This is a genomic window from Winogradskyella sp. A2 (assembly GCF_046762865.1).
Classification (GTDB): Bacteria; Bacteroidota; Bacteroidia; order Flavobacteriales; family Flavobacteriaceae; genus Winogradskyella.
This window is the reverse complement of the sequence record NZ_JBKQXM010000007.1, coordinates 1-18,026: the sequence shown is the minus strand read 5'-3', so window position 1 is coordinate 18,026 and position 18,026 is coordinate 1. Positions and strand designations below refer to the sequence as shown.

18 protein-coding genes are annotated in these 18,026 nt (G+C 32.3%); 10 read left to right on the top strand and 8 right to left on the bottom strand.

The features are described 5' to 3' along the window. Window positions 1-68: 68 nt before the first annotated feature. From tig to ACFWV9_RS13205, 4 genes are all read right to left on the bottom strand, one after another. Window positions 69-1,391 carry a trigger factor gene (tig, locus tag ACFWV9_RS13220; RefSeq protein ID WP_411895707.1) on the bottom strand — a complete coding sequence of 441 codons (1,323 nt, stop codon included), beginning with the start codon at window positions 1,389-1,391 and terminating at the stop codon, window positions 69-71. A 73-nt stretch (window positions 1,392-1,464) separates the two neighbouring features. After that, complete coding sequence (locus tag ACFWV9_RS13215) at window positions 1,465-1,818, bottom strand: phage holin family protein (RefSeq protein WP_411895706.1); 354 nt, start codon at window positions 1,816-1,818, stop codon at window positions 1,465-1,467. An 18-nt stretch (window positions 1,819-1,836) separates the two neighbouring features. After that, window positions 1,837-2,601, bottom strand: a complete 765-nt coding sequence (locus ACFWV9_RS13210) for an alpha/beta fold hydrolase (RefSeq protein WP_411895705.1) — start codon at window positions 2,599-2,601, stop codon at window positions 1,837-1,839. Next, window positions 2,598-3,311, bottom strand: coding sequence for a pyridoxine 5'-phosphate synthase (locus tag ACFWV9_RS13205; protein ID WP_411895704.1), 714 nt, complete (start codon window positions 3,309-3,311; stop codon window positions 2,598-2,600). Before ACFWV9_RS13205 ends, ACFWV9_RS13210 begins: the two co-directional genes overlap by 4 nt. A 91-nt stretch (window positions 3,312-3,402) precedes the next feature. Here ACFWV9_RS13205 and ACFWV9_RS13200 point away from each other — a divergent pair, with 91 nt between their 5' ends. The 9 genes from ACFWV9_RS13200 (at window position 3,403) to ACFWV9_RS13160 (ending at window position 12,094) form a co-directional block, all read left to right on the top strand. Continuing rightward, window positions 3,403-4,059 (top strand): acetoin utilization protein acuB, encoded by a 657-nt coding sequence (locus tag ACFWV9_RS13200; protein ID WP_411895703.1) that lies wholly within the window; start codon window positions 3,403-3,405, stop codon window positions 4,057-4,059. Window positions 4,060-4,064: 5 nt separating this feature from the next. After that, complete coding sequence (locus ACFWV9_RS13195) at window positions 4,065-4,943, top strand: NAD kinase (protein ID WP_411895702.1); 879 nt, start codon at window positions 4,065-4,067, stop codon at window positions 4,941-4,943. 99 nt (window positions 4,944-5,042) lie between these two features. Next, the gene (locus ACFWV9_RS13190; RefSeq protein ID WP_411895701.1) at window positions 5,043-5,732 is read left to right on the top strand and encodes a DUF6089 family protein; all 690 of its coding nucleotides are present in this window, start codon (window positions 5,043-5,045) and stop codon (window positions 5,730-5,732) included. Beyond that, complete coding sequence (locus tag ACFWV9_RS13185; RefSeq protein ID WP_411895700.1) at window positions 5,733-6,476, top strand: isoprenyl transferase; 744 nt, start codon at window positions 5,733-5,735, stop codon at window positions 6,474-6,476. It abuts the gene before it with no gap. After that, on the top strand, window positions 6,445-9,015 hold the full coding sequence (locus ACFWV9_RS13180) for an outer membrane protein assembly factor (protein ID WP_411895699.1): 2,571 nt from the start codon (window positions 6,445-6,447) through the stop codon (window positions 9,013-9,015). The genes ACFWV9_RS13185 and ACFWV9_RS13180 overlap by 32 nt, the downstream gene beginning before the upstream one ends. A gap of 152 nt (window positions 9,016-9,167) precedes the next feature. Continuing rightward, complete coding sequence (locus ACFWV9_RS13175; RefSeq protein WP_411895698.1) at window positions 9,168-10,334, top strand: OmpH family outer membrane protein; 1,167 nt, start codon at window positions 9,168-9,170, stop codon at window positions 10,332-10,334. A gap of 33 nt (window positions 10,335-10,367) precedes the next feature. Beyond that, complete coding sequence (locus ACFWV9_RS13170) at window positions 10,368-10,868, top strand: OmpH family outer membrane protein (protein WP_411895697.1); 501 nt, start codon at window positions 10,368-10,370, stop codon at window positions 10,866-10,868. Window positions 10,869-10,933: 65 nt separating this feature from the next. Further along, on the top strand, window positions 10,934-11,713 hold the full coding sequence (gene murI, locus ACFWV9_RS13165) for a glutamate racemase (RefSeq protein WP_411895696.1): 780 nt from the start codon (window positions 10,934-10,936) through the stop codon (window positions 11,711-11,713). 33 nt (window positions 11,714-11,746) lie between these two features. Then, a complete protein-coding gene (locus tag ACFWV9_RS13160) occupies window positions 11,747-12,094 on the top strand; it encodes a GTPase (protein WP_411895695.1) in 348 nt (115 codons plus the stop codon). Here ACFWV9_RS13160 and ACFWV9_RS13155 read toward each other — a convergent pair. The 3 genes from ACFWV9_RS13155 to ACFWV9_RS13145 are packed head-to-tail and all read right to left on the bottom strand — an operon-like array spanning window position 12,078 to window position 15,521. After that, window positions 12,078-12,599 (bottom strand): gamma carbonic anhydrase family protein, encoded by a 522-nt coding sequence (locus ACFWV9_RS13155; protein WP_411895694.1) that lies wholly within the window; start codon window positions 12,597-12,599, stop codon window positions 12,078-12,080. The genes ACFWV9_RS13160 and ACFWV9_RS13155 overlap by 17 nt on opposite strands. Window positions 12,600-12,601: 2 nt before the next feature. After that, window positions 12,602-13,336 carry a LytR/AlgR family response regulator transcription factor gene (locus ACFWV9_RS13150; RefSeq protein ID WP_411895693.1) on the bottom strand — a complete coding sequence of 245 codons (735 nt, stop codon included), beginning with the start codon at window positions 13,334-13,336 and terminating at the stop codon, window positions 12,602-12,604. 1 nt (window position 13,337) lies between these two features. Beyond that, window positions 13,338-15,521 (bottom strand): histidine kinase, encoded by a 2,184-nt coding sequence (locus ACFWV9_RS13145; RefSeq protein WP_411895692.1) that lies wholly within the window; start codon window positions 15,519-15,521, stop codon window positions 13,338-13,340. A gap of 215 nt (window positions 15,522-15,736) precedes the next feature. Here ACFWV9_RS13145 and ACFWV9_RS13140 point away from each other — a divergent pair, with 215 nt between their 5' ends. After that, the gene (locus tag ACFWV9_RS13140; protein ID WP_411895691.1) at window positions 15,737-16,894 is read left to right on the top strand and encodes a vWA domain-containing protein; all 1,158 of its coding nucleotides are present in this window, start codon (window positions 15,737-15,739) and stop codon (window positions 16,892-16,894) included. Between the two features lie 37 nt (window positions 16,895-16,931). Here ACFWV9_RS13140 and ACFWV9_RS13135 read toward each other — a convergent pair whose 3' ends face one another. Next, window positions 16,932-17,942 carry a type IX secretion system membrane protein PorP/SprF gene (locus tag ACFWV9_RS13135; protein WP_411895690.1) on the bottom strand — a complete coding sequence of 337 codons (1,011 nt, stop codon included), beginning with the start codon at window positions 17,940-17,942 and terminating at the stop codon, window positions 16,932-16,934. Window positions 17,943-18,026: the final 84 nt, after the last annotated feature.

Genomic DNA, 18,026 nt, shown 5'->3' with positions numbered 1-18,026 from the left:
GATTTAAAAAAAAAGCGTAAAACTTTTCAGTTTTACGCCTTAAAGATACTAATATTTTTACAGACTGATTAACTGTAAAATTCTTTTACAAAATCATCGTAAGTGATTTCTTTTGTTTTAAGATTTGCTTCACTTTTATAAAGCTCTAATAACTTCTGACTCATTAATTGCTCAGAAAGTCTCTTTACTTCCTCTTGATTAGATAAAATACGTGCTGCAATATCTTCTAATTCTTTCTCAGAAGGATTCATTTGTCCAAACTGTGCCATTTGACCTTTAATCATTTCCAGTGCATAAGCCTTTAAATCCTCGAATTGAACTTGTAAATTATGATCTTGAATTAATTTACCTTCAATTAATTGATAGCGCATGCTCTTCTCAGATTTCTCATATTCTTCCTTAGCCTGTTCTTCTGTCATTGGCTCTTCTCCTGCCGTTTGCATCCACTTTTGCAAGAATGATGCTGGTAAATCAAATTTTGTGCTTTCTACCAAATATTCCGTAACATCGTTCAACAATTTTTGCTCTCCTTGTTGAGCAAACTGTTTTTCTGAATCAGCTTTGATTTTTTCTTTTAACTCCGTTACAGTAGTAACTACGCCTTTCCCAAAAAGTTTATCAAATAATTCTTGGTCTAAGTCTGCTAATTCTCTGGTATTGATTTCGCTAACTTCAAAAACTACCTCTACATTTAAATCATGCGCATCATCATGAGATACCTTTAAAAAAGTCATTAAATCGTGATCATCATTAAATAACCCTTTGGTTTTTAATACTATGTTATCACCAACTTTAGCTCCAATAAACTTTTTAGGATTTGTTTTCCCTTTTAGTTTATCTAAAGTTATTGTAGCAACATTTTCAATACCATTTTCTTCACTTGTAAATTTACCTGTAATTTCAGATTCTTTTGAAACTTCAGTTTCTGAAATCAGCTTGCCATATTGTTTTCTGATGTGATCAACTTGATTGCCTATCATTTTGTCATCAGCAACTATATTATAGTGTGTTATAGCTTTTTTACTCTTTAGCTTTACTTCAAATTCTGGTGCTAGACCAAGTTCGAATTCAAAAGAAAAAGCATCAGAATCCCAATCTAAATCATCCTGTGGTTTTGGTAATGGGTTACCTAATACGTCCAGTTTTTCTTCTACAAGATACTTACCAATTGCATCTTGTAATAATTTATTCACTTCATCAACAAGAACTGCTTTACCGTATTGCTTTTTTACCAAACTCATTGGTACATGTCCTTTTCTAAAACCAGGAATGTTAGCAGATTTACGGTAATCTGTTAATATTTTTTCAACTTTATCGCTATAATCTTCTTTGGCGATATCTACTTTAACTACCGCATTAAGTTCATCGATGTTTTCTCTTGTAATATTCATTATTATTGTAACTAAAATTGGGCTGCAAAAATACAATATTTTTTACAACCCAACAACACTTTAAGTCTTTGATTTATTGTGATTTCTTCTGTTCTTTAAATATTGACTGAAGTATTGATTGCAGTATTGACAAGAGGATACTAAATAGTAAGGCTGTTAAAAAACTTGAAACACCAAATCCGTCAATTAATTTATCTGCCAAAAGGATTATCAGGGCATTTATAACCAACAGGAAAAGTCCCAATGTCATTATTGTTACTGGCAAGGTTAAAATAATAAGTAATGGTTTTACCAAAATATTTAAAACCGCTATAACAAGCGCCACTATAACAGCACCCAAATAACCATTTACGGTAACTCCATCCAAAACATGTGCAAGTATAAAAACAGCTAGGGCATTTAATAAGAGTCTAATAATTAAATTCATAATACAATATATCTAACTCTAATTTACAAATTTTATAACAACATCATAAAATTCCTTAGGGTTTTCTGCATGTAACCAATGACCAGCATTAGTTATTGTAACGATTTCTGAATCAGGAAAATGTCTTTGAATTATAGCTTCATCTGTTTCACCAATATATTCAGATCGGTCACCACGAAGAAATAAAGTATCCTTATCAAAAACAGCATGCACAGGTAAAGCTTCTCCTACCTCAGAAACATGTTCTTTTAAAACTTCTAAATTAATTCTAAGTCCTAATTGTCCTTTATGAACCCAATATAGATTTTTTAACAAAAACTGCCTAACACCAATATTCGATACATACTCTTCTAATACCTGATCTGCTTCAAGTCTGGTTTTAACAAATGAAAAATCTAATTGACTCAATCCTTCTAAAATAATATCATGGTGTACAGGGTAATAACGCGGAGAAATATCTGCAACGATTAATTTCTTTACTAATTCTGGGTACTTTGAAGCAAAAAGCATCGCTGTTTTACCACCCATTGAATGACCCAACAAAACGATATCAGAAAAGTCTTTGATTTCGCAATATTTCTTTAGGTCATCGGCCATGAGTTCATAATCGAATTCATCTGAATGAAAACTACGGCCATGGTTTCTTTGGTCTAGTAAATGGACTTGGTAATCTGATTCGGAAAACTTTCTGGCTAAGGTTTTCCAATTATCTCCCATACCTAAAAAACCATGAAGGATTACGAAGGGCCTTCCTTCACCAATGATATTAGAATGTAAGATCATTGCAGTCTATGTAAGTACATTTGAATTACATTTTCTACTCCAAAGTAAAGACTTTCTGAAATCAATGCATGGCCAATAGATACCTCTAGAAGTCCTGTGATATTTTCTTTAAAGAATTTAATGTTATCTAAGGACAAATCATGGCCAGCATTAATACCCAAATGTAAAGTATTTGCAAGTCCTGCACACTCCATGTAAGGGTCAATGCCTTCCTTCTTTCCTAATTTATATTGATGTGCAAATGCTTCAGTATATAGCTCTATTCTATCTGTTCCTGTTTCCTTTGCACCTTGAATCTGTCGGAGATCGGGATCAACAAAAATGGAAGTTCTAATTCCATTGCGTTTAAATTCATTAATAATATCTATTAAAAAATCTTTATGCTTAATAGTATCCCAACCTGCATTAGAAGTTATTGCATCCTCTGTATCTGGAACTAATGTGACTTGTGTTGGTTTTATATCCAAAACCAGATCAACAAACTTTGGAATTGGGTTGCCTTCTATATTATACTCAGTATACACAACAGGTTTTAGGTCATAAGCATCTTGATATCTAATGTGCCTTTCATCTGGCCTAGGGTGTATTGTAACACCTTCGGCACCGAATCTTTGCACGTCTTTTGCAAATTGCACAACATTAGGTAAATCTCCTCCTCTGCTATTTCTGAGTGTTGCTATCTTATTTATATTAACACTTAATTTGGTCATTTAAATCGTTTTTCAATTCACAAAAATACGAAGTACAACACGCTTTTTGTGGTTATTTTTGATTAATTTGCAACTAATAAATAGTCCCATAATGCAATTACAGGAATTCATAATAAATGACATTAAACCACTGAGTATTACTGATAAAATAAGTGATTTACAATTACTATTTAATCAATTAACATACTCACATATTCCTATACATAAAGACGGAATTTATATTGGTTGTATTTCTGAAACAGATGCGCATTGTTTTGATGGTGCAATATCAATTAGCGATTGCAACTATGCGGTTGAAGGTTTTTATGTTAGAGACTCCACCAATTGGCTAGATGTTTTAGAAGCATTTGCTCAGAACGATTGCAATATAATGCCTGTACTAGGTAAGGATAATGTTTACCTCGGATATTATGAATTAAATGATATTATCCATTTATTTAATGAAACACCATTTTTTTCAGAACCAGGTGGAATTATTATTGTCGAAAAGGGTATCAATGACTATTCATTTAGTGAAATCAGTCAAATAGTAGAATCTAATGACGCCAAATTACTTGGGGCATTTATTTCTAAAATGGACGGTGATTTAGTAAAAATTACCTTAAAAATCGACAATGCAAGTCTCAACGAAGTTATTCAGACCTTTAGGCGCTATGGCTATAATATCATTTCTGGACATGAGGATGACACATACTTAGAAAGCCTGAAGGAACGCTCTCAATACCTCGACAAATATTTAAACATGTAATTATTATGAAAATTGCTGTTTATGGTCAAAATTATGCTAAAGAGACAACTCAAGAAGCATTTGAAATGCTTTTAAAGGTACTTTTAGAAAATGACGCTGATGTGTTTGTTGAGTGTAATTTTTTAAGTAAACAGTCTAAATCTATTCAAAACAACACTACTGTCAATCAATTCAAGAAATTAGATAATTCTTTTAATCTATTAGTAAGCATAGGTGGTGATGGTACTATTTTAAGAGCTATTACTTATGTACGAGATTTGGGCATACCAATTGTAGGCATAAACACAGGTCGATTAGGCTTTCTTGCTACCATTCAAACTGAAGAAATCTCAAATGCTTTAAATGAAATATTTAAAGGTGCATTTAAAATATCCGAACGCTCTTTATTATGTGTAACTACTAATCCTAAAAATAAAACCATTGAAGACACAAACTTTGCCTTGAATGAAATTGCAATTAGCAGAAAGAATACAACATCAATGATTACTGTTGAAACCCACCTAAATGATGAATATTTAACATCATATTGGGCAGACGGCCTGATTCTTTCCACTCCAACAGGTTCTACTGGATATTCATTAAGTTGTGGTGGACCAGTCATTACTCCAGATGCTAATAACTTTGTTTTAACACCAATTGCACCCCATAATCTTAGTGCCAGACCATTGATAATACCAGATAATACATCCGTTAAGTTTAAAGTAGATGGTAGAGAAGATCAGTTTTTAATGTCACTAGACTCTCGAATTATAACTTTACCAAATAGCGCAAAAGTCACTATAAAAAAAGCAGACTTTGTAATTAAAATGGTTGAATTGATTGATGAATCTTTTTTAGACACGCTAAGAAAAAAATTACTCTGGGGTGAAGATCGCCGTAATTAAACAATAAATAACTGTTTAATCTGTTTATCTCTAAGACAATTTAATACAAATTATTAAAGGCTCATCATAATTATTATATTTGCAAACTTTGAGAATTTTATGAGGTATTTTTTCCTAGTTATATTGAGTATTTTCCTAAGCCAAAATATGAATGCCCAAATTTATGAAGTTGGTATTTTTGCTGGTGGAAGTAATTTTATTGGCGATGTTGGAGCTACCAATTACATCTCTCCAAATCAGCCTGCAATTGGCGCTATATTTAAGTGGAATAGAAGCCCCAGACATTCATTCAGAGCTTCAATTATATTTAGTGAATTAGAAGGACTAGACAGTAAATCGAGTGATCAAAGGCGAGTAGAAAGAGACTATAGTTTTAGCAACGATATCATTGAAATTTCAGCTGGGATGGAATTCACTTTTTGGGATTTTGACCTTCATAAAGTTGGCATACAGGGTACACCATATATATATACTGGTATTACAACAGCAAATCATGACAATTTTTACTTTGATGAAAATGGTATAATTACTTCTGAAAACACAAGCAGTTGGGCTTATGGAATACCAATGGTATTAGGATATAAAACTAATATTTCAAATCATTTGGTTCTTGCCGCTGAAATAGGTGCTAGATACACCTTTACTGATGAAATTGATGGTAGTGTGCCAGATGCTGAATTTAGAGAACGATTTAGTTTTGGCAATACAAATAATAATGATTGGTATGTGTTTTCAGGATTTACACTAACTTACACCTTTGGAAGAAGACCTTGCTATTGTAATTTTTAAATGAGTCTAAAAGAACAGATAAATAAAGCCAAATTACCTAACCATGTAGCTATTATAATGGATGGAAATGGTCGTTGGGCCAAACAAAAAGGTCTCATAAGGGTTATTGGCCATGAAAGCGGAACAAAATCTGTCAGAGAAACAGTTGAGGCTAGTGCTGAATTAGGAATTAAGAATCTTACACTTTATGCATTCTCTACCGAGAATTGGAATAGGCCAAAATTAGAAGTGCAAACATTAATGAAGTTGTTGGTTAAGTCTTTAAAAAAAGAAATTAAAACATTACAGGACAACAATATTAAACTCTCTGCTATTGGTTGCTTAAAAGATTTACCTAAAAAAGCTTATTCCGAACTATTAGATGTTATAGAAAAAACGAAAAACAATACGAATATGACATTAACTTTAGCATTAAGCTATGGTTCTCGGGAAGAAATTGTTAATGTTATTAAGGAATTATCAGTTAAAGTTAAAAATAATATAATTTCCTCCGAAAGTATTGATGAATCCATTATAAATAAGCATCTTTACACGCAAAATTTACCAGATGTTGACCTCCTTATAAGAACAAGTGGAGAACAGCGTATTAGTAATTTTTTGCTATGGCAAATCGCCTATGCAGAATTATATTTTACAGATATTTTATGGCCAGATTTTAAAAAGGAAAATCTGTATGAAGCACTCATAAATTATCAAAATAGAGAACGAAGATTTGGAAAAACAAGCGAACAACTTACCCCTTAATAGAGTACTAATCTCCTTTACAACGTTTTTAAGCATAGTATTGTTCTTTATTGCAACAATGGTAAGTAACGCTCAAGTTGAAGGCGCTAAGTATTTAATCAAAGAAATTACTGTTACCGGTAATACTAATTTTAGTCCACAAACTATTATCGCTTATTCTAAGCTTAGAAAAGATGAAGAAATTCAATTAGGCGGTGAGAAAATAGCAAATGCGGTAAAGACCTTATGGAAATCTAATCTTTTTAGTAGTATTGATATTTACATTACCAATATTGAAGGCAATACCGCAAACCTCGAGATAAATCTTATGGATTTACCAGAATTATTAGAGCTTACTATTTCTGGTGTAAAGAAGGGTAAAAAAGATGAGATTATTCAAGAAAATAATCTCCAACCTGGCGTTAAGGTAACTGAAAACTTAATTGCGAATACAAAAAATTATCTTGCCAATAAATACAAAAAGAAAGGATTTCTTAATGCTAAAATAAATATTGTAACATCTGAAGTAATCGATTCTGTCAAAAAAGAACGTGTCAATATGCTGGTTAAGATTGATAGGGGCGAAAAAGTAAAAATCAAAGACATTGCCTTCAATGGCAATGAGAAAATTAAAGGTAAAAAGCTTCGAAAAGCAATGAAAAATACGAAGAAGAAAAATCCTATTCGTATTCTAAAAAGATCTAAATATATAGAGGAAGATTACAAAACCGATTTAGTTAGTGTTGTAGATTTCTATAAAGAAAATGGTTATCGAGACGCAAGGATTGTTTCAGATTCAATTATCTACAATAATGATAATACTATAAGTCTAAATATCAATGTAGAAGAAGGAGAGAAATATACTTTTGGTAAAATTGATTTCGTAGGTAACACAGTATATACGGACAGTTATTTATCTAGTATTTTAAAAATTAAAGAAGGCGACACCTATAATGGAGTTGAATTAAGGGAGCGAATAGCAGATCCTAATAATCCCGATGCTAATGATTTAACCAATGCCTATCAAAACTTTGGTTACATGTTCTCCACTATAAACCCTGTAGAGGTAAGTGCAGAGGGAAATGTAATTGACATGGAGATTCGTATTTCTGAGGGTAAACCTGCCTATTTTAATAATGTGACAGTGGTTGGTAATGATGTTACAAACGATCATGTTATATATAGAGAAATTAGAACTCGTCCAGGTCAATTATATAGTAAGGCAAATATTATTAGAACAATTAGAGAGCTTGGTCAACTAGGGTTTTTCGATGCTCAGCAAATTGCACCAAATATCAAGAATCCAAATCCAGTAGATGGCACATTAGATGTTGAGTATTCAGTTGTAGAGCAAGGCTCAAGCCAGATTCAACTACAAGGAGGTTATGGCGGAGGTGGTTTTATTGGAACACTTGGATTGTCATTTAACAATTTTGCAATTAAAGACATTTTTAAAAAGGAAGCTTATAAGCCAGTGCCAAGAGGAGATGGGCAAAGTTTAGCATTAAGGCTTCAAGCCAGTCAGTTCTTTCAGACTTATAGTTTCTCTTTTAGTGAACCATGGTTAGGTGGCAAAAAACCATTTCAATTATCAACTTCTTTATCATATTCTAGACAGTTTTTATTCAATCCGCAGAGCAGAAGAGCAGATAAGAGTAGAAGTTTTAATATTACTGGTATAACATTTGGAGCATCTACTAGATTAAAGAAACCAGATGATTTCTTTTTACTTTCACAGGCAATTAGTTATCAGCATTATGATCTCAATAATTATAATACAGGACTATTTACTTTTGGTAACGGTACCTCAAATAATTTATCTTACACTATTGGTTTAAGTAGAAACAACCTTTACAACGACCCTATTTACCCAACTGGTGGATCTAATTTTTCGGTCTCAGCAAAACTTACTTTTCCTTATTCATTAGTGAATGGTGTTGATTACGAAGCTTTAGCAGACGAAAGAGACTCACTTGACCCAAGCGATCCTGATGATTTTGAACGCATTGGAGAAATAGATCAAGAACGCTTTAATTGGTTAGAGTTTTACAAAATAAAATTTAAAGCAGATTGGTATACTGAGTTAACCAAAAAGTTAGTTTTAAGACCAAGTGTTGAATTTGGTTTCTTAGGTGCATATAACAATGATAGAGGTGTAATTCCGTTTGAAAGATTCTTTCTAGGTGGTGATGGTTTAGGAAACTTTGCATTGGATGGAAGGGAAATTATTCAATTACGTGGTTATCCAAATCAATCGCTATCGGCTCAAGATGGTGGATCAATATATAACAAGTTTTCATTAGAATTGAGGTACCCTGTCACTTTGGGTGCACAAGCTAAAATTTATGCATTGACCTTTTTAGAAGCAGGCGCATCGGTTAATAGCTTTAAGGACTTCAATCCGTTTGACCTAAATAGATCTGCAGGTGTTGGTTTAAGAATATTTATGCCAGCTTTTGGATTATTAGGTATAGATTTTGGCCATGGATTCGATCCTCTTCCCGGTCAAACTGTTAAAAATGGATGGGAAACTCACTTCATTATCGGACAACAATTTTAAGTTTGGCACGATATTTTCTAACAGCTATATAAGGATTTCACCATGGTGTTAAAATTTTTAGGAATATATTTCGTTAATTTGAAGTAAAGTAACACTGATAAACAAGGAAATATTTGGTTATACCAATTATGTCTCAAAATAAAAACATAATCATGATGAAATTTAAAGTTCTTTTTTTACTGGCAATTACAGGGTTAATGAGCTTTAGTGCTATTGCACAACGTGGTGTTAGGATTGGCTATATAGATACTGAATACATTTTGCAAAATGTACCTGAATATCAAGAAGCTTCAACACAATTAGACAAGAAAGTGTTGCAATGGAAATCTGATATTGAGAAACAGCTAAGCGTTATAGAACAGAAGAAAAAAGAACTTGAAAATGAAAGTGTTCTTTTAACTAAGGAGCTGTATGAAGAGCGTATGGAAGACATCTCGTTTGAAGAAGCTGAAATTTTAGATTATCAACAAAAACGATTTGGTCCAAATGGAGATTTAATGATTCAAAAGCGACAATTAATAGCGCCTATTCAAGATCAAATTTTTTCTGCTGTACAAGAAATCGCATCAACAAAAAAATATGATTTTGTATTTGATAAATCTGCAGATGTAGTTATGCTATATTCGGCTGAAAGGTATGATATAAGTGAACAGGTTCTTAGAACTATAACAAGAACATCCAAACGGACACAGGCAAAAGATAAAAAAGAAAGAAAGGCCTTAGAAGAAGAAGAAGTTGTACCTGTTGTGAGTGCAGAAAAGGATGAACGTCAAAAAGCATTAGAAGAACGCAAAGCAACTCGTGAGGCAGAATTAGCAGCAAAACGAGCTGAACGTGAAAAAGCTCTTGAAGAAAGAAGAAAAATTCAACAAGAAGCAAGGGAAGCCAAAAAACGTGAAGCTGAAGAAAGACGACAAAAAGTTTTAGAAGCAAGAAACGGTCAGAAAAATTCTGAATCAGAAACTGAAACTGGCACTAAAGAAGAAGCAACGATAGAATCAGAAACCAAAAGTGAGGCAAAAGAAAAGATAGTTGAAGGTGCGGGTGCAGAAGAAAAAAGTACTGAAAAGTCAAGTGCGAAGCAATCTGATTCTGAAATAAAAAAAGACTCAACCAAAACTAGTAAACCTAAGACTCAGGCTGAGATATTAGAAGAAAAGCGCCAGCAAAAATTAAAGGAAAGAGAAGCCAGAAAGAAAGCATTAGAAGAACGTAAAAAACAAATAATAGAAGAACGCAAAAAAGCACGTGAAGAACGAGAAAAACAACTAAAAAAGAGAGATTCTATAGCGAAAGCTAAGAAAGGAGAAGGAAATTAATTAATTATAACACACAAATACAACTTAGAAAAAATGAAACATTTAAAAACTTTACTATTTGCAACAGCACTTTTTATTGGAGCGACAAGTTTTATAGCCGCACAAAGTAATATTGCACATATTAATACACAAGAACTTGTAAAAGCAATGCCCGAGTATAAAGCGGCACAGGTAGAAATTGAACAGCTAGGTAAAACGTATCAAACTACAATTGAAGGTTCTATTAAAGAGTTAGAGAACAAATTAAAGCAATACGATGCTGAAGCTCCAAGCCAAACTCAAGAGGAAAACCAAAAGCGTATGCAAGAGGTTGAAGAAATGAAACAAAGCCTTGGTCAGTATCAACAACAGGCTCAAAAAGACATTCAAGAGAAAGAATTTAATCTTTTAAAACCTATTACTGAAAAAGCTAAAGCTGCTATTGAAAAAGTTGCTACAGCACAAAACATTGATTATGTTCTTGAAGCAGGTGGTTTAATCGTTGCTAAAGGAAAAGACTTAATGGCAGATGTAAAGGCTGAATTAGGTTTATAAATCTATAACAAATAAATATTTTAAAAAGTCGCTTAATTGATAAGCGACTTTTTATTTTTGTGATAATGAGTAATAGACCCATAGGTATATTTGATTCTGGAATTGGAGGAACTTCTATTTTTAAGGAGATTCATAGTCTATTGCCAAATGAAAGCTGTATTTATTTGGCAGATAGTAAAAATGCTCCTTATGGTAATAAAACTAAAAAAGAGATACTTCAACTTTGTATTAAAAACACAGAATATCTTCTTAAACAAGATTGCAAAATTATTGTGGTTGCATGCAATACAGCTACGACTAATGCCATTTCGTACTTAAGAAAAACATATGATGTACCATTTATAGGCATTGAGCCTGCCATTAAACCAGCCGCGCTAAACACAAAAACGAATGCAGTCGGTATTCTAGCCACTAAGGGTACTTTAAGCAGTCAATTGTTTCATAAAACCACGGACTTATATGCAGGCGGAATCAAAGTCATTGAACAGGTCGGAGAAGGTATAGTACCATTAATTGAAAGTGGTCAATTAAATTCTAAAAGAATGGTGACCTTACTAAATTATTACTTAGAACCTATGGTTAAAGCAGATATAGATCATTTAGTTTTGGGTTGTACTCACTATCCTTATTTAATCCCAATTTTAACTAAGATGTTACCTAAAAAGGTTACGATTATAGATTCTGGATTAGCCGTTGCCAGGCAAACTCAAGCCATTCTACAATCAAACGATCTATTAAATACAACTGACTCTCAACCATCAATAAGTTTCTATTCAAATGGAGATATTGAGGTATTACGCACAATTATAGATAATAAGTTTAATAGTTCTTTTTTAGATTTTTAGTAAGGAAAAACTTCTTTTGTATACTAAATTAAAATGAAGCTACTCTTTATATATAATGCCAACTCAGGAAATTTGAATGCATTATTGGATGTTGGGCATAAACTATTGAGTCCATCGACCTATCCATGTAGTTTGTGCACACTTACTTATGACACCTTTACAGAAAATATAACATGGAAAAACTTTAGAGAGCAAAGCAATTTAGAAATGGTTTTTTATCATAAAGATGAATTTGAGGCCATCTATCCAAATGTAAAAATTAAATATCCTTCAATATTAAAACTAGAGGATAATCAAATTTCCATATTATTAAATAATGAAAAACTTAATATCATAGAAAGCGTGAGTGAATTGATTGAAACAATTAGCGATCGCTTTTAAACCACCCTGAGTATTTTACGTAATTATTGGCAATTCTGTCTATCTCACCAGTAATAAGTTCCTCACTTATTTCCTTTACCTTTTTAGCAGGAACACCTGCATAAATACTCCCAGATTCTACAACCGTATTTTGTATTACGACTGCACCCGCTGCAATAATACAATTGCTTTCAATTATACAATCGTCCATTATAATACTTCCCATACCTACTAATACATTATCATGTATTGTACAACCATGTACAATAGCATTATGACCTATGGAAACATTATTTCCAATAGTAGTTGCGGACTTCTGATAGGTAGCGTGTATAACCGCGCCATCTTGTACATTGACTTTATTACCCATTTTAATAAAATGGACATCTCCTCTAATGACTGCATTAAACCAAACACTGCATTCATTACCCATGATGACTTCACCAACTATTGTAGCATTATCGGCAACATAACAATCATCTGGTATTTGAGGGTGTATTCCCCTTACTGGTTTTATTACTGGCATAGCTATTTAAAATAAGATAACAATTCAGACTTTCTAGAGGCAGATACGATAACTTCTTTTCCGTTACTCAAAACTACACTACCTCCTTTTCCTTTTACATATTTTACAATTTCGTTTACATTGACTAAATAACTTTTATGAACTCTAGCAAAATTACTTTCCTTTAGGCTTTCTTCAATATATTTTAGAGTCTTACTGACTAATTTTTTCTTGTTGTTATTTAGATATATTTCCGTGTAATTATCATCGGCTTTACAATACATTATATCCTTAGTGTCTATGACTTCAAAACCGTCTTGTTGTGGCAGTGTAATCTTACCATATACAGCTTTAGTATTAGGCGCAAAGACTTGATTTTGTAGTGCATCCTCTTTGGTTTTTATTTCCATGACATAATCTACAGCTTTTATAAGCTCATCAATAGAAATTGGCTTCATTAAATAATAGGATGCATGTGCATTTAAGGCATCTATAGCATAATGATTATAGGCAGTAACAAAAATAGTTTCAAAATCAATATCACCAACTTTATCCAATAAGTCAAAGGCATTTCCATATGGCATTTCAACATCAAGGAAAACAACATCTAAATCATTATTTCTTATCAGTACAAGTGCCTCCTCAACATTTGAAGCTTCACCCAAAATTGAAATATTAGGGCAGTATTTTGTGAGGTAATTTCTTAGAATTTCCCTGCTTTTTGCTTCATCTTCTACAATTAATGCATTTAATTTCATCTTAGTCCTTTTTAAGTATTACAACAACCTTCGTCCCTTTATCCTCCTCATCTTGAAAATCATCTATGGTAACATCTACTTTGTCTTTATACATTTCGTTAAGTATAGCAACACGTTTTTTGATATTGTTCATACCTTTTGAATTTTGTTTCTTTTGATTGGATGTTTTTAAGGCTTTAGATCGCTCTCTGCCGATACCATCATCTGTAATAGAAATAGTTAACTCATCTTTAGATTTGGATTTAATATCAATATTTAAATGTCCTTTTTCTTCTTTATATCTAAGTCCATGCCACACAGCATTTTCTATGTAAGGTTGCAATAACATTGGTGGAATCTGAAACTCATCAATGTTTAATGATTCATCTACTGTTATTGAATAATCAAATTTATCTTGAAATCTAAAGTGCTCTAATTTGGTATACAAATCTATAAGGTCAATCTCCTTTTCTAAAGGAATAAAATCCTCTTCACTATTCTCCAAAACTGCACGCATTAAAAATGAGAAATCAGATAAATACTTGTTTGCTATTCGTTCATCATTTGTTGCAATAAAACTATTCACTGAGTTTAAGGCATTGAAAATGAAATGTGGATTCATTTGACTGCGTAACGATTTAAGAGCTAGTAAATTATTGGCGAGTTTCTGTTGTTTTATATATTTAAACATAAAATAACCAGTGACTAGAAGAAGTATTAATCCTCCAACTAACGAATAGATAATTAGTTGCTGACGTTTATTACGTTCTTGGGTTAACTCATATTTACTTTCAGACAAGGCTCTATCACTCTCAAGAGAAGTAATTCTGTTTTGTTTCTCTAAGATGTTTTTTCTAAAACGAGATACTTGAGAAATCTCTATTTCTTTCTGTGCATATAACTCGTCATAAAGTTCGTCAACTACATTTTTATATGTATCTAAATACTCTAATCCTTTTTCTGTATTTCCAGCTTTTATATTAACTTCTGAGAGCTTACGTGCAGCATCTTTCTTTACTACAAGATCTTCTTTCTTTTCAGCTTCTTCAAAACTCTTTTCTAAATAAGGAATGGCATTTTCTAAATCATTTTTGAGATAGTAGGCATTACCTATTTTATAATTCTGTTTCTGAAGTGTATTTGCACTTTCATTAGAGATTACCGAATCTTTTTCTAAATCTAATATACCCTCAATTGCCTTTTTTCGAAGTTGTATTTCACCTTCATAATCTTCCATGTCACTGCTAAATTCAGCAACTTTAACTTGCTCTTCAACAGCTCTAGTTTTGTTTTCTTGTTCAGCTAAATTCAATGAATTACTGAAATAATCTTTGGCCTTAGATTGCTCACCTTTAATATTATAAACCTGGGCAATTTTTGAGTTCAAATCTGTTATTTTAGGAGAAATAAGATGTTTATTAGCTACATCCAATCCTTTCTCATAAGACACTATAGCTCTAGAATATTCCTTTGTTTTTTGATATGCATCACCAATTCCTTCATACAGTTCAATTTTTTGATAATTTGAAAGGTTCTTTTCACTCAAACTCTGATATGTTCTTATACTCATTCCATATTCCTCATTACCTAAATATGCATTCGCAAGTTTTAATTTCGCTGAAGAGGTTTCAGTATTTTGAATACTAATTTTATAGGCTGAAACCGCTAAATCGAATTGTTTCCAATGCGTATAAATATCACCCAAAAGTTCATGGGCTTCAGCACTCTGACCTGAACTTATGTCTTTGTCTAATGCATCACCAATAAATTGAAGACTTTTTTCAGCATCCTTTTTCAAATAAACACCTGCTGAGTCAATTAATCTATTAAAGCGTTTGCCTATTGTCTCCTTACTGAGCTTTCTTCCATAAAAGTTATTATCTTCAGTAACTTCAATCGTGATTCTTTCACCACTTTTTACGGTATAAAATATAGTCTCAAAATCTTTATGTTGTATGGTAAGTTCGTCTCCTATTCTAGCCTTAATTGTAAACTTACCATCTTTATTAGTAGTTGTATAGGCGCCACTGTTCACTGAAATAGTAACACGGTCTATAGGTACGCGTGTATCTTGCATATACACTGAACCACGAATATCAAAAATCACCTCTTCTTTTATTGCATCAGCTTCCCTATTAATTTGGCTAAATGCACTTATTCCAAAAAGACAAAAGAAAAAACAAATATAAATATGTCTTGTTTTCACAAACTCAATTATTAATTGTTGGACTAAACTTACATACTTTATTCCACTTTGGAAAATACGCAATCTTCAAACTCTTACATATAAAGATTTAAATCTTCTAGGTTACTAAATATGTAAATCACATTACTCAACCAAAGGGCTGATTCACTCATTCCGATTTTTAATTCATTCTTTTTCATATGAGCTTTACACAATAATCAAAAAACGAATCTATTATGAAAACAATATTTAAAACCAGTATCTTATTATTTGGAATTCTAATTGTAACAGCATGCAATGCCAATAACAATCAACAAGAAATTGCTCTAAAAGAAACAATTTTAGAAACAACTGTAAAATCTAATAATCCTGAAATTAAAGTAGCATTGCTATTAGACACGAGCAATAGTATGGATGGGCTTATCGATCAGGCGAAAGCACAGTTGTGGCAAATAGTCAATGAATTATCTTATGCAAAATGTAGAGAGCAAAATCCAAATCTTAAGATTGCTTTATACGAATATGGCAATGACAATCTTAATGCAGATGAAGGCTATTTAAGACAAGTGATTGCCTTTAGTGATGATTTAGATGAAATATCAAAAAGCCTATTCTCATTAACTACCAATGGTGGAAATGAGTTTTGCGGTAAAGTCATTCAAACAGCACTAAAACAGTTAGATTGGGGAGATAATAAAGAAGATCTAAAATTCATATTTATTGCTGGAAACGAACCCTACACACAAGGAAATGTGAGTTATAAAGTTGCCTCTAAACTTGCTCACCAAAAAGACGTTACTGTTAATACTATTTTTTGTGGCGATTACAATCAAGGAATTGATACCTATTGGAAAGATGGTGCTGATTTAACACACGGAAATTATATGGCAATTAATCATAATCAATCTACAGTTCATATTGCTACACCATACGACGATGACATATTGCAACTCAATTCAAAATTGAATAAAACGTACGTTGCATATGGTAGACAAGGACTTGCAAAAATGGAACTCCAAGCAGAACAAGATTCCAATGCAAGAAGTTATAATAAAGCAAATGCCGTTAGCAGAACAGTAAGTAAAAGTTCAAGACTTTACAAGAATAGTTCATGGGATTTGGTAGATGCAGCGCTTGAAGATGATTTTAACTATGAAGATTTAAAAGTTGAACAACTTCCCAAAGAACTTAAGCATAAATCAAAATCCGAAATTAAAACCTATATCCAGCAGAAACGTACAGAACGAGAAAAGTTTCAACAGTCTATTGCCGAATTAAATATGAAGCGACGTGATTATATTGCAAAGAAATCCAAGCAAATAAAAAATGGATTAGAAAATGCCATGATTGATGCTATAAAATCACAGGGCAAGAGAAAAAATTATAATTGGTAAAATAAAAAGGCTCAATAAAATTGAGCCTTTTTCTATATTAATTTACTGCCGGACAGTTACATTCGTATTTCTCTCGTCTACAATTAAAGTTGTATCCTAACGTAATTTGGTGAAAACCACCTGTGTTAAAATTAACCGTATTTGCCTGGTAAGAATAAGTATATGCAAATACAAATTGATTATAGTCAACACCAATAAAAGGCGTAATATATTGCAATTTTTGGCTACTTACTCCAGAGCCATCAACAAACTCTGCTCCATCTAGACTTCTTCTATATGATAAACCACCCCAAACTTTGCCAAAATCCATCTCACGATATACCTTAGCATTAACATCAATTGTAGATTCTTCTGTTGCATCTCTATGCATAAACATTATGGAAGGTTCGTAACTCCACTCACTACCATATTTACTGAAAACATAACCAGTAGAAAACAAATATGTTCTAAGATTATCAAATTCAAATCCTTGTTCGTTGAAATTTATTCCTTCATTTTTAAGAATATTCTTTGCAGTAAAATGCGCATAAAAATCTAGAAATTGATATGAAAATCCGAAATCAATATTAAAGTTTGTAGCACTTTGTTCAATACCTGCAATTAATTGATCGAATTCCCCTGGTGCTAAAAAATCTGTTTCATCTAATTTATATTGGAGAAATCCTGCACTTAAACCAAAAGATAACATATTTAAGTCAATCTCATTCCTCGAAAACATCAAATGATAAGCAAATGTAGCGTAACCTCCAACTGTAGAATGATATCCATTCGAATCATTAAAAAAGATACCACCAATTCCAACGGGCGAATCTCCAACCCTACCATTTGCACTTATCGTCTGCAAACTAGGAGCATCATCTATACCAAACCATTGCTGTCTTGCGGTCATTCTAACCTTTGCACAGTTAGCTACTCCAGCCATAGAAGGATGTAATAAATAATAATTATCCGTTAAATAATCAGAATAAATAGGTACACCTTCTTGAGCAAAACTAAAATTAACTACTAAGGCTATTATTGTTACTAAACTATACTTTTTCAAATTCATGCTTTATTATCGTTTCAAGGTAAAATGGGCATTGAGTTCCTTTCTCTGGTTCGTCACGGGCTCGTCGTACTCCACCACGAACCA

Bases quoted from the DNA above. Each gene is read 5' to 3' on its own strand.
- murI (WP_411895696.1), top strand. From the start codon at position 10,934: ATGAGTAATAGACCCATAGGTATATTTGATTCTGGAATTGGAGGAACT.
- ACFWV9_RS13210 (WP_411895705.1), bottom strand. From the start codon at position 2,601: ATGATCTTACATTCTAATATCATTGGTGAAGGAAGGCCCTTCGTAATC.
- ACFWV9_RS13140 (WP_411895691.1), top strand. From the start codon at position 15,737: ATGAAAACAATATTTAAAACCAGTATCTTATTATTTGGAATTCTAATT.
- ACFWV9_RS13135 (WP_411895690.1), bottom strand. From the start codon at position 17,942: ATGAATTTGAAAAAGTATAGTTTAGTAACAATAATAGCCTTAGTAGTT.
- tig (WP_411895707.1), bottom strand. From the start codon at position 1,391: ATGAATATTACAAGAGAAAACATCGATGAACTTAATGCGGTAGTTAAA.
- ACFWV9_RS13195 (WP_411895702.1), top strand. From the start codon at position 4,065: ATGAAAATTGCTGTTTATGGTCAAAATTATGCTAAAGAGACAACTCAA.
- ACFWV9_RS13215 (WP_411895706.1), bottom strand. From the start codon at position 1,818: ATGAATTTAATTATTAGACTCTTATTAAATGCCCTAGCTGTTTTTATA.
- ACFWV9_RS13205 (WP_411895704.1), bottom strand. From the start codon at position 3,311: ATGACCAAATTAAGTGTTAATATAAATAAGATAGCAACACTCAGAAAT.
- ACFWV9_RS13200 (WP_411895703.1), top strand. From the start codon at position 3,403: ATGCAATTACAGGAATTCATAATAAATGACATTAAACCACTGAGTATT.
- ACFWV9_RS13170 (WP_411895697.1), top strand. From the start codon at position 10,368: ATGAAACATTTAAAAACTTTACTATTTGCAACAGCACTTTTTATTGGA.
- ACFWV9_RS13160 (WP_411895695.1), top strand. From the start codon at position 11,747: ATGAAGCTACTCTTTATATATAATGCCAACTCAGGAAATTTGAATGCA.
- ACFWV9_RS13155 (WP_411895694.1), bottom strand. From the start codon at position 12,599: ATGCCAGTAATAAAACCAGTAAGGGGAATACACCCTCAAATACCAGAT.
- ACFWV9_RS13150 (WP_411895693.1), bottom strand. From the start codon at position 13,336: ATGAAATTAAATGCATTAATTGTAGAAGATGAAGCAAAAAGCAGGGAA.
- ACFWV9_RS13185 (WP_411895700.1), top strand. From the start codon at position 5,733: ATGAGTCTAAAAGAACAGATAAATAAAGCCAAATTACCTAACCATGTA.
- ACFWV9_RS13175 (WP_411895698.1), top strand. From the start codon at position 9,168: ATGATGAAATTTAAAGTTCTTTTTTTACTGGCAATTACAGGGTTAATG.
- ACFWV9_RS13190 (WP_411895701.1), top strand. From the start codon at position 5,043: ATGAGGTATTTTTTCCTAGTTATATTGAGTATTTTCCTAAGCCAAAAT.